We start from the raw sequence: 14587 nt of genomic DNA, 5'->3' as shown, positions 1-14587 counted from the left end.
TGATGGCCGATGAAGAAACCGTCGAAGTGAATCCGGCGACCGAGGAGGCCCCTGCCGGCGAAGCGACGCCCGCCCCGGCAGCCGAGGCGCCCGCGTCGCCGCCCCCCGGAAACCTCGATCACTTGATCGACGTATCCCTGCGCCTCACCGTCGAGATCGGGGCTTCGAAGCTCCTGCTCGGCGAGGTCCTGCAGCTCGGCAAGGGGTCCGTCGTCGAACTCGACCGGAACTCGGGAGAGCCGGCGGATCTGTTCGTGAACGGACGCCTGATCGGGCGCGGCGAGGTCACGACCGTCGAAGACCGGCTGGCCGTGCGCATCGTCGAACTCACTCCTGGCGACGGCCAGGAGCGATCCGGATGAGAGGCCCACTGCCATGACGGGAAATCCCTGGGGAGTCCTCGCGGTCCTGCTCGTGTTGGCGGCGCTCCACTTCGGCTTGCGACGCTTCGCGTCCGCGCGCCCGGGTGGCGGACGCCGGCTGCGGGTCGTGGAGTCGTGTGCTCTGGGGACCCGCAAGCAGCTCCACCTCGTCGAGGTCCAGGGCGAACGCCTGCTCATCGGTGCGAGCGAGTCCGGCGTTTCCCTGCTGAGACGCCTGCCCGAGGCGCCCGTCGAACGCGCCCCGGAGGCTCCGGCGCGACGACGCTGGCGCCTGCGCACTGGCGCCGCGCTCCTCGCGACCGTGTGCTTCGGCCTGGCGGTCGCGGTTCCCTGGGCGGCGTCCGCGCAGGAGGCCAGCTCCCCTTCCCTCGTGCTGTCCCTGGCCGGTACCGACGATCCGGCGGAGATTGCCCCGGCGCTCGAGCTCCTCGCGCTGCTCACCGTCGTCTCGATCGCGCCGTCGATCCTGCTGATGATGACCTGCTTCACGCGGGTCGTGATCGTGCTCGCGTTCGTGCGCCAGGCCATCGGGGTTCAGCACCTGCCCCCGAATCAGGTCCTCATCGGCCTCGCGCTGTTCGTGACGCTCTTCGTGATGGCGCCGCTAGGCGAACAGATCAAGGTCGAGGCCTACGACCCGTACGTCGCGAAGGAGATCACGCTCGACGAAGCGAGCGAGCGGGGCCTGGCGCCGATCCGCACCTTCCTGCTCTCGCATACCCGCGAGTCGGACCTCGACCTGTTCGTGTCGATGTCGGGCGCGGAGGAACTCGCATCGCTGGACGACCTGCCCACGGCAACTTTGCTCCCCGCGTTCCTGATCAGTGAACTGCGGACCGCCTTCGAGATCGGGTTCATGGTCTTTCTGCCCTTCCTGGTGATCGACCTGGTGGTCTCCTCGATGTTGATCTCGATGGGCATGATCGTGTTGCCGCCGATCGTGGTCGCACTCCCCTTCAAGATCATGCTCTTCGTATTGGCCGACGGCTGGAACCTCGTGCTGGGTTCGGTCGTCTCGAGCCTGCGCGTGTGAGGCCACCATGGGAATCGAAGCCGTCTCCGATCTGCTCCGGGACACGATCTGGATGTCCCTCGTAATCAGCGCCCCGATCCTCGCGACCGCGCTCGCCACGGGTCTCGTGATCTCGATCTTCCAGGCCGCCACCCAGGTGAACGAGCAGACGCTGACCTTCGTGCCCAAGATCGTGCTCACCCTCGTCGCCTTCGGTGCGGGCTTCCCCTACTTCATGACCACCCTGGTCGAGTTCACCCGCCGGATCTTCGAAGCGGCGGCAGGGACCGCACCGTGAGCATCGCGATCCCGCTCGATTGGCTCACGGGCTTCGGCCTGGCGCTGACGCGCTTGATCGGCGCGTTCCTGTACGCGCCCGTATTCGGCCACGCCGTGGTGCCCGCCCGGGTGCGCCTGATGATCGCGCTCGCGCTCGCCTTCTGGCTGAGCTCCGGCCTCTCGGTCGACCCAGGAGCGCCGGGCTTCTCGCTCGGATTCGCGCTGCTGCGTGAGGCCACCATCGGCCTGGCCATCGGGTTCGCCGCTTCCCTCGTGTTCACCGGCTTCGCGCTGATGGGGGAGTACGCGGCGATGCAGGGAGGCCTGGGCGCCGCCGCGGTGCTCGACCCGAGCACCGGCAACAACTCGGTCGTGCTGACCTCGCTGGTGGGCGTGCTCGCCGGGCTCGCGTTCCTGGCGATCGAAGGGCACCACGACGTGCTGCGCGGCCTGGTCCTCTCCTTCGAGGCGCTGCCCGTGGGAGGCGCCGGCCCCGACGTGTTCGGCTTCGTCCAACTCGCGCAGCTCGGCTCGGTCATCTTCGAAGTGGGCGTCAAGCTCGCCGCGCCGTTCACGGCGGTAATGCTCGTCAGCAACGTCGCGGTCGGCATCCTGGGCCGCGCGATTCCCCAGCTCAATCTGATGTCGATCCAGCTTCCCGCCCAGATCGGCTTGACGCTCCTGATCCTCGGCCTCGCCGCCGGGCCGTTCGTCGACGAGATCGGCGCGGTGCTGCGCACCGAACTGCCCCGCGCTGTGACCGTGCTGTGGGAGACGCCGTAGATGGCCGACGAAGATCAGGCACAGAAGACCGAGCCGGCGACCCCGCGACGGCGTGAGGAAGCGCGCCGCAAGGGGCAAGTCGCCCAGAGCCGCGAGCTCCAGAACGTCGCGGTGCTCGGCGCCGCCCTGCTCGCCGTGCTGTCGCCCTGGGGTATGGCCCTGGGCGAGACGATGCTGCTCGCGATCCGGCAGTGCCTCTCGGTGGCCGCCGCGCCGCCGTCCACGCTCTCGGGTTACTACGCAGCCCTGCTCTCGATGGGGATCCCGGTCGCCTGGTCGCTCGTGCCGATCATGGCCGCGATTGCGCTGGCGGGTGCGCTGGCCCAGTTCGCCCAGACCGGACCGCTGTGGAGCCTCGAAGTGCTGCAGCCCAAGTACGAACGCGTCGACCCGCTGAAGGGCATGAAGCGCCTGCTCAACGGAGACCGACTCTTCGACCTCGTGAAGTCGCTCTTCAAGGTGGCGGCGGTCGGAGCCGTCGGCGCCTGGGTCGTCTGGGGAGACATCCCCGCCATTCTCGGCGCCTCGCGTGCGGACATCGCGTCGAGCCTCTCGCTCACCGCGAAGCTGTGTCTGGCGTTGGCGATCGCGCTCCTCACCCTGCTCACCTTGATGGCGATCCTCGACGTGGCCTACCAGCGGTGGCGGTACGAGACGCGGCTCCGGATGAGCAAGAAGGAAGTCCGCGACGAGATGAAGGAACGCGAGGGTGATCCCACGCTGCGCGGCCGCTTCAAGGCGATGCATCGCGACCTCTCGCGCTCGCGAATGATCGCGGCCGTGGCCGAAGCCGACGTGGTCGTCACGAACCCCACCCACTACGCCGTCGCCCTCGCCTACGACGGAGCCATGATGGCGGCGCCGAAGATCCTCGCGATGGGCCGCGACCACACGGCCGCGCGCATCCGCGAGGCCGCCGAGGAACACGACGTCCCGATCGTCGAGAACCCGCCGCTGGCGCGCGTCCTCGTGAAGACCGGCGAAGTGGGGAAGGAGATCCCCGAGAACCTGTTCCAGGCGGTCGCCGAGGTGCTCGCCTACGTCTACCGACTGCAGCCCCGTCGGGCGCATAGCTGGAGCACCGCGCCGTGATGGGTCGGGCCGACGATTGGATTCTGGGCGGCGCGCTCTTCTGGATCCTGGCGCTGCTAGTGGTCCCGCTGCCGGCGGTCGCGCTCGACATGCTGCTGGCCCTGTCGCTCACCCTCGCCTTGCTGATCCTGCTGGTAGCGCTCTACACCGACCGCCCGCTCGACTTCTCGGTCTTCCCGTCGCTCCTGCTGGTCGTCACGCTGCTGCGCCTCGGACTCAACGTCGCGAGCACGCGCCTGATCCTCTTGCGCGGCGCCGAGGGTCCCGACGCGGCGGGGCGCGTCATCGAATCCTTCGCTCAGATCGCGATCGGCGGGAACTACGCGGTCGGCATCATCCTGTTCCTGATCTTCGTGACCATCAACTTCGTGGTCATCTCGAAGGGCTCGGGCCGCATCGCCGAGGTGGCGGCGCGCTTCATGCTCGACTCGATGCCCGGCAAGCAGATGGCGATCGACGCCGATCTCAACCAGGGCGTGATCAACGACAGCGAGGCCCGGACGCGGCGCGAAGAGCTCCAACGCGAGTCCGACTTCTACGGGGCCATGGACGGTGCCAGCAAGTTCGTGAAGGGCGACGCGATCGCAGGCCTGTTGATCGTCGCGGTCAACGTCTTCGGCGGCCTCGCAATCGGGATGGCCCAGGCCAACATGCCGATCGGCGAAGCGCTCGAGACCTACACGGCCCTGACCGTCGGGGACGGTCTCGTGGGTCAGGTCCCGGCGCTCGTCGTCTCGACCGCCGCGGGCATCGTGGTCTCTCGGGCCGCGGGTGGCCGCCCCCTCTCGGACGAGATCAAGACCCAGATGGTGCTGCAGCCGCGCGCCCTGGTGGGCACGTCGGTGATGCTCGGGGCGCTCGCGATCGCGCCGGGCTTCCCCTTCGCCCCGTTCGCCGTGCTCGCGGCGGGCACGGCGGCCCTCGCACGGGTGGGTCTACGCAAAGCCGAGGAGCAAGAAGCCACGCCCGAACCGGTGGAGGCGCCGGCCACACCGGCCGCCGACCCGGCGAGTTCCCTGGACCTCGACGATCTCGAACTCGAGATCGGCTATGGACTGATCCCGCTGGTCGCCGCAGAACGGGGCGGGGACCTGCCGGCGCGGATCCGGGCATTGCGCGGTCAGCTGGCTTCGCAGCTCGGCTTCGTGGTTCCCCTGGTACACATTCGGGACAACCTCGAGCTCGAGTCGAGCCAGTACGCCGTCGCGATCCGGGGCAATCGCATCGCGACGGGCAAGGTGCCTCCCGGGCGACAGCTCGCCGTCGGTGGCGACGTCGAGAGCAGTGGCCTCCCCGGCATCCCCACCCAGGACCCCGCGTTCGGCCTGCCGGCGGTCTGGATCCAGGATCGTGACCGCGAAACCGCCGAGTCGCGCGGATTCACCGTCGTCGACCCCTCGTCGGCGATCACCACCCACATTGCCGAGACGATCCGCAGCCACGCCTCCGAGCTCTTGTCCCGCGCCCAGGTACGAGAGCTGCTCGACCGCTACTCGGAGCGCGCTCCCAAGGTCGTCGACGAGATCGTCCCGTCGATCGTCTCGCTCTCCCTGCTCCACCGGACGCTGCGCGCGTTGCTCGAGGAGCACGTCTCGGTGCGCGACATCGGCGCGATCCTCGAGACCCTCGCCGAGTACGCGCCGCGCATCGAGGATCCGGACCTCTTGACCGATCTCGTGCGCGAGCGTCTCGCCCGAACCGTGACATCGCCCCACCTCGCGGCCGACGGTTCCCTCCATGTGCTCACCCTCGAACCCGAGCTCGAACAGAGCCTCGCGGCCGGTGTGCAGCGCAGTCCGGGCGGCACCTTCCTGGCGATCGAGCCCGGCCCCCTCGATGGCCTGCTCCGCGGGGTCCAGTCTGCGATCGAGAGCACGACGGCCACGGCCCAGGGCAAGGGACCCGTCCTGCTGAGCACCCAGGCGATCCGCTCGCCCCTGCAGAAGCTGTTGGCGCGTGCAGTTCCACGGCTCTCGGTGCTCTCCCACAACGAGCTGCCCCCCGACACCCGGGTCATCGCTTCGGGTCAAGTGAGGTTGGCGCATGCTCATTAAACGCTTCGAAGCCGAGACGCCCCAGGATGCGCTCGCGGCCGTACGCGAGACCCTGGGACCGGACGCGTTGATCCTCTCGACGAAGAGTGTGCGCCGCCGCCGGGGAGCTTTCGGCCTGCTCGCGAAGACCGTGGTCGAGGTCACCGCGGCGAGCCAGCGCCAGGCGCCGGCCGAACCCGAAGCCTCTCATACGGGACGCGACGCCTCGTGGAAGAGCCTCGAGGTGTCGCGTGCCGTGGTTGCGCCACTCGAGCGCGAGATCCACGCGCTCCGCAGCTGGTTGGAACAGGCCGAGTTCGGGCGTACGCCACCGCCGAGCCTCGGACAGGAGATCGCCGAGCTCCGTCGCCTGACGCGGGCAATGGTGGCGCGGGTCCCCGAGGCCTCTGCCGATCGATCGTCCGCGCACTTCCGCGCGGCCGGGATCGCCGAGGGCTTCGCCGCCCTGCTCGGTCAGGACGCCGAGGCACGCATCGATACCGGCGAGGTCGCCGAAGAGGCGCGGATCGCGGCGCTCGCCGCACGCCTCGAGGGAAAGCTCGCCGCGCCGCGCCCGGAAGCCGGCCACACGCTCGTGGTGGGTGCGCCCGGGGTGGGGAAGACGACGACCGTCGGCAAATGGGCGGGACACAACGCGAACGCCGACACGCGAGTGGTCACCACCGACGCCCACCGACACGGAGGCGTCGCGTCGCTCAAGGGGATCGCGAAGGCCTTGGGCGTCCGGCTAGACGTGGCGACGTCCCCGGACTCTCTGGCGCGAATCGCCGAGAAGCGCGGCGGCCGCCTGGTGGTGGACACCCCGGGACAGGGCCGCGACGACCGGGAATCCCTGGCCGAGCTCTCCCACCAGCGCGCCGCGCTGGGGGAGCACGCGTCGGTGCAACTCGTGCTGTCCGCCGGCACCCAGGAAGCGGATCTCCGCCAGCAGCTCGCCCGCTACGCCTTCCTTCGCCCCGAAGCGGTCGTCGTGTCGAAACTCGACGACAGCGCCGCACTGGGCGGTCTCGTGAACGTCCTGCTCGAGCCCGACACCCCGCCGGTCTCCTGGGTTGGGACGGGTCAACGGATCCCCGACCACTTCGTCCCCCCCGATGCTTTCGCTCTCGCACGTCAGGTACTGCACACATGTCCATGAACGAAAAAGACGCTCCGATCATCGGCTTCCTCAGCGGCAAGGGCGGCGTCGGCAAGACCAACGTCGCGACCAACGTGGCCGTGGCCTGCGCGACGCGCGGCGCCCGTGTCCTCGTGGTCGACGGCGACCTCGGCCTGGCCAACGTCGACACGCTGCTCGGGCTCGCCCCGCGCAACACCTCGCGCGAACTCCTCTCGGGCCACTGCGCCTTCGAGGAGGCCATCGTCGAAGGCCCGCGCGGAATCCACGTCCTGCCGGCCGGGCAGGGAACGCGACGCCTCTCGGACTGTCGCCCCCACCAGCTCGCCCCCCTGCTGGTCCCGCTCTTCGCCGCCACCCGGCGCTACGACCTGGTCCTGATCGACATCGGGGCCGGGGTCGGCGAGACGGCGCTCGGCCTCGCCGCCTGCTGCGATCTGGCCGTGCTCGTGACGACACCGGAGCCCACCAGTCTGGTCGACGCCTACGCCACCCTGAAGGCTCTCGCCCAGGAAGCGCAGCTCCCGGTCGAGATCCTGGTCAACGCGTCGCGCAGCGAAGGCGATGCGCGACGCACCCACGATCACCTCGAGAAGATCGCGAAGCGCTTCCTCGACCTCTCCCCCGCGTTCCTCGGCCACGTCCCGAGCGACGACCGCTTGGCCGAGGCCGTCCGCCTGCAACGGGCGGTGGTCGAGTCCTTCCCGACCGCGAAATCGTCACGAACCCTGGTTCGAGTGGCCGAGCGACTGCTGCGCACGTCTCCGCGGCAACCACGCGTCCTCCGCGAAACCTCCTCCGTCTGAACGGGAGCACTGCACGATGCACAAAGATCTGAAGCGCGCCTTGGATGCGATCGGCGACATCCCGCCGATCCCGCAGGTTGCCAACCGGGTGATGACCGCCGTGGCCGATTCGTCGACCTCGGCGGACGACCTGCGCAAGATCATCGAGCTCGACCCGAGCCTCGCGGCCCGGATCCTGCGCGTCGCGAACTCGTCGCTCTACGGGTTTCGACGCGAAGTCGAGACGCTGCGCCACGCGATCACGCTGCTCGGCTTCCGAACCGTCGAGTGCACGGTCATGGCAGCATCGTTGCGGGACGTGTTCGCCAACTTCGGCCTCTCCGAGAAGCTCCTCTGGGAGCACTCGACGATGTGCGGGGTCGTGGGGGGGCGCCTCGCTGGCTACGGGCCGGTCGACGTCCCGCGCGAACCCGCCTTCACCGCCGGCTTGCTGCACGACCTGGGCAAGATCGTCATGGCCAACGTCTACCGCGCCCGGTACGCGAAGGTGATGGCCCGGGTCTACAACGAGGGCATCTCCTACGTCCAGGCCGAGAACGACGAGTTCGACTTCGACCATGCATTGCTCGGGGCCCACGTCGCCGAGACCTGGCAGCTGCCCCAGGCACTGGTGTTGGCGATTCGTCACCACCACGACGCTCCGAGCGAGCTCCCCGACACGATGAGCCCGGAACAGGTGCGCCTGACTGCGCTCACCACCGTCACCACCCGTGTGTGTACGCGGCTCGGCCATGGCCGACGCGGCCCGGTCGAGGGTCTGCAGCTCGGTTCGTCGGCGGCGTGGCACGCGCTCGGGCTCGGCGATGACGATGTCGACCCGATTCTCGAGGCCGCCGCCGAAGAGACGAAGCGCGCCGAGGGCATCTACGGCTGAGAAGGAGCTCCGCGATGGACATCGTTCGAGCGAGCGACCCGATCCGACCCGTCCGCGACGCACCGAGACCGAACCCGCGGCAGCGCCGTCCACCCGAGCGAGACCGAGAAGAGCGAACACGAAGAGAGACCGAGGAACCCCGCGACGATGCACACGGAAGCTCCGAAGCCTCCGGCGACGACGAAGAAGCGAGCGAGGAAGAACACCGTGGAAAGAACGTGGATGTACGGGTCTGAGCGAGCTGCCCGCGGACCCGACCCGCTCCGGGGGGAAGGCGCTCGTCCTTTGCACGTAGTGCAACCCGTGACTCGGATGAAGCGCGTAGCGATGTGCACCCCACCGGCACGTCACCCGCGGGTTCGCGCGGCACGCACCGAAACCTCGCTCAAGTGGTTCGCAGGAGGACCCCGATGAACCAATCCATGCAGAACGACGCTGGCCAGGCTGCGGGAGACGACCCGTTCATCGTCTTGCAGGGCGCCGTCAAGGTGTCCGGCGTTCGCCTCGCGAAGATCCTGCAAGAGGCCGGGATCGAGACCTGCGAGCTGACCGACGAGTGCGACATCGGACAGGTCCTGCAGTCGCTCTCGACGCCGCCGGACCTGCTGATCCTGTCGCTCGCAGACCTCCAGGAAGAGAGCCTCGCCTCGCTTCACGCGTCTCAGACCGCCACCCGCGGACGCACGATTCCGATCCTGGGGATCGCCACGCCGAACGAGCTCGGCAGCGATCTGCGCGCGCTGCGAGCCCACGGGGTGGTCGGTGTCCTCGACTCCCGTACCACGCCGAACAACGCCCTCGATCGCGTGGTCCGCCACATCGGTCCGGATCGTCGCGGCAGCGAGCGGGTCCCGTGCATCTTCCCGGTGATCGTGTCCCTCGATGAGGGACGCGGACGGCGCGAGTTCGCGCTCGACCTGTCGAACACGGGCCTGCGGCTCACGAGTGCGACCCAGCTCGAACTGAACTCGGACATCCAGCTGCGGTTCCGGCTTCCGCTGGTGCGATCCCGTCCGATCGAGACGTCGGCGCGTGTCGTCCGGGTCGGCGAGAAGCGCAATACCTGGGGCCGCTTCGAGATCGGCGTCTTCCTGACCGACCTCGAGCCCTCGGAGCACGCGGCGATCGAGTCGGAAGTCGAGCGTTTGCTCGGGAACTAGCGCCGTCGGGCGTCCTGCCCCACCGCGTCAATCCTGCTTGCTCTACGCCAATCCTCCTTGCGGAGTGAAACCGCGCTTGCGGATGGATCTGCGCAATCCGTGTACGGGAAATCCACCATGGGATCCGCGAGACCGCGCAGCTGCTCGGAGGATCCGCGTACCCACGCTGCGTAGAGAAACACTTCTTTTTCGAGGGAAGCGCGTATCGGGGCGAGTGCGCTCTTTTCCGAACAGCTGTCTGAAACCTTGGAGGGAGGAAGACAGCGACATGGATGCCAACGTCCTTCTCGCAGAACCGAACGAGATCCTGCGTAAGGGTCTGAGTTGTTCCCTGGCCCAGAGCCGACGCGTTCGCCGCGTCGTCGAAGCGCCCGACGCGGCGCGCGCCCTCGCGATCGCCGGACGCGAACGCGTCGACATCGCGATCGTGGGAACGGACATCATCGACGAGACCGCCGCGAACTTCATCGAGAAGCTCGAGTCGATCTCGACGGGCGTGCGCTGCATCGTGGTCGTTCGCGACGAGAGCCGCACGGCCTTCGACCGCGCGGTCACCTCGCGCGCGCTCGGCTTGCTCGGTCCGGGCAGCAGTACCCGCGAGCTCTGGGAAGCGATCGACGCCACCCGCACGGGGCGCCGCTACGTCTCGCCTGCGCTCGAGCGCGGGCTGATCGCGTCGCTCCACATGGGCGAGACGAACTCGACGAAGGCGGTGAAGACACTCACCCGCCGCGAGCGCACGATCCTGCAGCTGATCGGTGAGGGCGACTCGAACCGCGAGATCGCCACGCGCCTCGGCCTGTCGCGCCGCACGGTGGATACCCATCGCACGCGCCTCATGCGCAAGCTCCAGATCCACAAGACGGCGGGACTCGTCCGGCTGGCGGTGCGCGAAGGGCTCGTCGAAGCCTGAGGTCGTCGACCGGTCGGATCAGACCGTCCGGCCCAACACGTGGGCCAGGTGGTCGTTGAGGAAGCGACCTTCGGGATCGATCTCCCGTTGGAGTTCAGCGAAGTCGCGCAGCCGGGGAACGCGGGGAGCGAGCCTCGCGGCATCGAGCCCGTGGAGCTTTCCCCAGTGGGGGCGGCCCTCGTACTTCCAGAAGATCGGTTCGATCTCGGCGAAGTAGGCCTCGTGGTCCTCATCCGCGAACTGGTGGACCGAGATCGCGCAACCGGGGCGCTCGTAGAAGGGGCTGATCCAGACGTCGTCGGCGGCGATCCAGCGCATCTCGATCGGGAAGACCACGGGGATGTCCTTCGACTCGATCGTCGCGAGGACCTCGCGCAAGCATTCCGGGCCCACTTCGGCCGGCACCGTGTATTCCATCTCGCGGAACCGCACCAGGCGGTCGTGGCAGAGCACCTGGTGGGAGGGTCCGGTGCGAACGCTCGCGATGGCGTCGAGCCCCGACGCGATCATCTGGCGGTAGGCCCAGCCGCCCACCCAGGGCAGGCTGCCGAAGGTGCGAAACGCCTCGCGCACTTCGTAGACCGCGTTCGGGTCCTCTTCGTCCCAACCCGTCGCGTCAGCGCGCTCGTTGGTGGTCACGGTGATGACGGCATCGGTATGGGGCAGCGCCAGCAGCTCGAAGTGCCGGTTGTCGCCGATCCGCGCCTCGACGTCATCGAGCACCTCGTCGCGCAGCTCGGTGCGCGTGACCTGAGCGAGCTCGAGCGGCGCGCGGTTGCGCAGCCGCACCTGACTCACGACCCCAAGCGCGCCCAGCGAACAGCGGGCCGCATGGAAGAGCTCGGCGTTCTGGTTGGCGTCGCACTCCACGAGCGATCCGTCCGCGGTGACCAGGCGCAGTCCGGTGATGTAGGCGGAGAGCGAGCCCAGTGTCTTCCCGGTCCCGTGGGTCGAGGTCGCGATCGCGCCGCCCAGGGCCTGGTAGTCGATGTCGGGGAGGTTCGGCATCGCCTGTCCCCGTGCATGGAGCGCCGGCCCGAGCTGGTGGAGCCGCGTCCCCGCCCAGACCCAGGCCTCCCCGGTGGCGGCGTCCACGCTGGCGACGCCGCTCAAGAGATCCAGGGAGAGCAGCGCGCCTTCGCTCGGGACGAGGGCGCTGAAGGAATGGCCGGCGCCCACCGGTCGCACCACGCCCGCGCTCTCGGCGAGGGCCGCCACCAACGCGGACTCGCTATCGGGAGCGATGCGTTGTGCGGGCAGACAGCTCTGGTTGCCGCCCCAGTTCGTCCAGGGAAGCACCTGCCCGGGCGTGAACGCCTCCGCGTAGGGCTTCGACGCGCCCGTCGTCGTCGGGCGACAGGCGGTGAGCAGACCCGCGAGGCCGGCCCAGGCCGTCGCCGCGCCGAGCTCGCGTCGCGACAGACCGGTCACGGCGCCCCCTCGGTCTCTGCCGGGTCGAGGCCGGCGAGAAACCCGACGAGGGCACGCAGGTCGCTTTCCGTACACGCGCCGCACGTCCCCAGCGGCGGCATCTGACCGACGCCGCGGACCGTGCTGGCGACCAGGGCATCGATGCCACGGCCCCGTCGCTCGATCCAGTCGGCCTCGACTCCCAAGACCGGCACGCCGAGGCCCGGCTTCACGTGACAGACCGCGCAGGTCTGTCCGAACAGCGCCTGGGCACGCGGCGAGAGGGGTTCGGCTTCCGCGTCGGCGACCCCGAAGACGCCAGCGACGAGAGCACAGAGCCCCCAGGAGGTCCAGCGTCGCGTGTGGGCCATGCGCCTACGATATCCGGCCGCGGAACGAAGGACACGCCGGAACCGCACCGGCGGGCGCGCTTCGGCTCATTCGAGCACGCGCGCCTCTCGGGCCAGCACGCGTCGGGCCTCGGCATGCACGGCGGCGGCCTCGATCGTGTCCATACACGGCGAGATGCGCAGGTCCGTTCCGTCGGGCAGGCGCACGTTCGTCGCCTCGGGTCGCGGGCAGCGGCGATACAGACACGGGCTGCACGGGTAGTCGGCCGGTACCGCCTGGCCTTCGGACCAGAACGGGCCGTAGGTGCCCGTGTGCTTCGGACCGTAGAGTCCGACCACGGGGGTGCCCAACGCAGCGGCCAGATGCAGCGGGCCCGAGTCGACCCCGATGAAGAGATCGGCGCGCTCCAGAAACGACGCCAGCTGGGGGAGATCCGTCACGGGCCCGAGCCGCGTGCCCGGCGCTTCACCCACCAGGGCTTGCGCGAGTGCGCGTTCGCCCGCTCCTCCCCAGCTGAAGAACACCTGGGCTCCGTCCGCCGTCAAGCGACGACCGAGCTCGGCGAAGCGCTCGGCGCGCCAGGCCTTCACCGCTCCAGCCGGAGACACGCCCGGATGGATGACGACCCAAGGTCGATCCTTCGTCTCCGGAAGCTCGGGCACTGTCTGCGGCCGCGCCGGCAAGGAAGGGGCCGGCGCCTCTGCGGGGAGGAGTCCGAGAGGCTCGAGCAGCTGCAGGTTGCGGGTGATCTTGTGCGCCGCCGCAGGCAGAACGGTCGGCGTTTCGTGGTAGAACCATCCGCTCTGCTCTTTCGCGAAGGGTTCCGGTTGACCGATCCGCCGCGGCGCGCGCGACGCGAACGTGCAGACGCCGGAGCGAAAGTTCGCCTGGAAGTCGAGGGCTACCTCGTAACCCTCGGCGCGAATCTCGGCGAACAAACGCCGCCAACCGCCCACCGCGCGACCGACCCGGAGCGCCTTCAGGTCCGACACCCATTCGTGTCGGGGCAAAACGTGCAGACGATCCAGCTGCGGGTGCCCCTCGAGCAAGGGCGCGGCCCGGTCCTCGACCAGCCATCCGAGCTTCGCGTCGGGCAGCGCCGCGCGCAGCGCCGCGAGACTCGGCAGCACGTGGATCACGTCGCCGAGCGCCGTCAGACGGACCAGCAGGATCGAGCGGGGTTGCGACATGGCGGCTCAGCGGGGTTGTAGCGCACACGCCCCCGCCGCCCTCGGCGGCGCACGCCGAGCCCGCGAGCTGGCAGCATCCGCTCCAGGCACCGCACCGAACCGGGCAAGCCGCTCCCCCGCCGACACCCAAGCAAGCGAGCTGGCAACGCCCGCCCGGGGCACAGGACGGAACCGAGCAAGCCGCACCCCTGCCCGCGCCACCGCGGGTTTCCCCGTGCGTCCGCCACCGCCCGCTCGGCGCGCAGCATCCGCGGAGCGGATGCGGAGCCCACCAGATTGGTCGGGGTGGTGGGATTCGAACCCACGACGCTGACCACCCAAAGGTCAGGCTCTGGCCACTGAGCTACACCCCGACCCGGCCGACGCCGGACCGTCGGTCCAGAGGCGTCAGCGTAACGCTTCGGAAAGGCCGAGCCAGGAGCGTCGTCAGGCGCCCGGCGGCCCTGCGAACACCTTTTCCTCGAGCCACATCACCATGTCGCGCAGGGCGTCCTGGTTGATCTCGTGGCCCATCTCGTACTCGCGGAAGGTGAGCGGCACCTCGAGCGAGAGCAGCGCGTCGCGGGCCGCATGGGCCCGGTCGATCGGGATCATCGGGTCTTCCTTGCCGTGCATGATCAGCGTCGGCAAGCGGTCCAGTCCCTCGGTCTTCTCGGACTCGGAGGTCTCTTCCTCGGGGAGCCAGGTGGAGAGGGCGAGGAGTCCCGCGAAGCGCTTCGGATCGGCGAGCGCCAGCCGGTAGGCCATCAGCCCGCCCTGGCTGAATCCGAGCAGGACGATCTTCTGGGGATCGACGGGATACCGCTGGCAGGCGTCCTCCAGGAAGATCTCGATCAGGCCCTGGGCCATGTTGATCGCGGTGGGATCCGGCGGCCCACCCTGGGTGAGCGGAAACCAGCCGTACCCAATCATGTTAGGGGCGGGCTGGAAGGCCACCGGACCCTGGGGACACAGCACGATTGCGCGTCCTGCATGAAGGATGGGCGCGAGCCCGATCAGGTCGTGGCCGCTGGCTCCCCAGCCATGCAGGGCGAGGATCGTCGGGAAGGGGCCATCGCCCCCGGGCACGTGCGCGGTGTAGAGCAGTTCCATGGCGCGGCAGCATAGGGAGAGGAGCCCCGGCCCGCCCTCCCCCGGAGACCCTCGACGGACGGCGCCAGCCA

Annotated in this window: 15 protein-coding genes and 1 tRNA gene; 11 read left to right on the top strand and 5 right to left on the bottom strand. The window is 69.3% G+C overall.

Features of this window, described 5'->3' with window-relative positions:
• Positions 1-2 precede the first annotated feature (2 nt).
• From fliN to AAF430_02930, 11 genes are all read left to right on the top strand, one after another.
• A complete protein-coding gene (gene fliN / locus AAF430_02980) occupies positions 3-362 on the top strand; it encodes a flagellar motor switch protein FliN (protein MEM7409183.1) in 360 nt (119 codons plus the stop codon).
• Positions 363-375: 13 nt separating this feature from the next.
• Complete coding sequence (fliP, locus tag AAF430_02975) at positions 376-1416, top strand: flagellar type III secretion system pore protein FliP (GenBank protein MEM7409182.1); 1041 nt, start codon at positions 376-378, stop codon at positions 1414-1416.
• 7 nt (positions 1417-1423) lie between these two features.
• Positions 1424-1693 carry a flagellar biosynthesis protein FliQ gene (gene fliQ / locus AAF430_02970; GenBank protein ID MEM7409181.1) on the top strand — a complete coding sequence of 90 codons (270 nt, stop codon included), beginning with the start codon at positions 1424-1426 and terminating at the stop codon, positions 1691-1693.
• Positions 1690-2457, top strand: coding sequence for a flagellar biosynthetic protein FliR (locus tag AAF430_02965; GenBank protein ID MEM7409180.1), 768 nt, complete (start codon positions 1690-1692; stop codon positions 2455-2457). Before fliQ ends, AAF430_02965 begins: the two co-directional genes overlap by 4 nt.
• Positions 2458-3549, top strand: a complete 1092-nt coding sequence (flhB, locus tag AAF430_02960; GenBank protein MEM7409179.1) for a flagellar biosynthesis protein FlhB — start codon at positions 2458-2460, stop codon at positions 3547-3549.
• Complete coding sequence (gene flhA / locus AAF430_02955) at positions 3549-5603, top strand: flagellar biosynthesis protein FlhA (protein ID MEM7409178.1); 2055 nt, start codon at positions 3549-3551, stop codon at positions 5601-5603. The genes flhB and flhA overlap by 1 nt, the downstream gene beginning before the upstream one ends.
• Positions 5593-6741, top strand: coding sequence for a hypothetical protein (locus tag AAF430_02950; GenBank protein MEM7409177.1), 1149 nt, complete (start codon positions 5593-5595; stop codon positions 6739-6741). Before flhA ends, AAF430_02950 begins: the two co-directional genes overlap by 11 nt.
• Positions 6738-7526, top strand: a complete 789-nt coding sequence (locus AAF430_02945; protein MEM7409176.1) for a P-loop NTPase — start codon at positions 6738-6740, stop codon at positions 7524-7526. The genes AAF430_02950 and AAF430_02945 overlap by 4 nt, the downstream gene beginning before the upstream one ends.
• Positions 7527-7542: 16 nt before the next feature.
• A complete protein-coding gene (locus AAF430_02940; protein MEM7409175.1) occupies positions 7543-8400 on the top strand; it encodes an HDOD domain-containing protein in 858 nt (285 codons plus the stop codon).
• Between the two features lie 410 nt (positions 8401-8810).
• A complete protein-coding gene (locus AAF430_02935) occupies positions 8811-9560 on the top strand; it encodes a PilZ domain-containing protein (protein ID MEM7409174.1) in 750 nt (249 codons plus the stop codon).
• Between the two features lie 268 nt (positions 9561-9828).
• Positions 9829-10473, top strand: coding sequence for a response regulator transcription factor (locus AAF430_02930; GenBank protein ID MEM7409173.1), 645 nt, complete (start codon positions 9829-9831; stop codon positions 10471-10473).
• Between the two features lie 18 nt (positions 10474-10491).
• Here the strand turns inward: AAF430_02930 and AAF430_02925 are convergent, their stop codons facing one another.
• From AAF430_02925 to AAF430_02905, 5 genes are all read right to left on the bottom strand, one after another.
• Complete coding sequence (locus tag AAF430_02925; protein ID MEM7409172.1) at positions 10492-11904, bottom strand: D-arabinono-1,4-lactone oxidase; 1413 nt, start codon at positions 11902-11904, stop codon at positions 10492-10494.
• Positions 11901-12254 (bottom strand): c-type cytochrome, encoded by a 354-nt coding sequence (locus tag AAF430_02920; protein MEM7409171.1) that lies wholly within the window; start codon positions 12252-12254, stop codon positions 11901-11903. The genes AAF430_02925 and AAF430_02920 overlap by 4 nt, the downstream gene beginning before the upstream one ends.
• 66 nt (positions 12255-12320) lie before the next feature.
• Positions 12321-13424 (bottom strand): glycosyltransferase family 9 protein, encoded by a 1104-nt coding sequence (locus tag AAF430_02915; protein MEM7409170.1) that lies wholly within the window; start codon positions 13422-13424, stop codon positions 12321-12323.
• A gap of 277 nt (positions 13425-13701) precedes the next feature.
• Positions 13702-13777, bottom strand: a tRNA-Pro gene (locus AAF430_02910).
• A gap of 73 nt (positions 13778-13850) precedes the next feature.
• Positions 13851-14516: a dienelactone hydrolase family protein gene (locus AAF430_02905; protein MEM7409169.1), complete on the bottom strand. Its 666-nt coding sequence runs from the start codon at positions 14514-14516 to the stop codon at positions 13851-13853.
• Between the last annotated feature and the right edge of the window lie 71 nt (positions 14517-14587).

The sequence above is a fragment of the Myxococcota bacterium genome (assembly GCA_039030075.1).
GTDB lineage: Bacteria > Myxococcota_A > UBA9160 > UBA9160 > SMWR01 > JAHEJV01.
The sequence above is the reverse complement of the archived record's forward strand: the minus strand, read 5'-3'. Positions and strand labels throughout refer to the sequence as shown.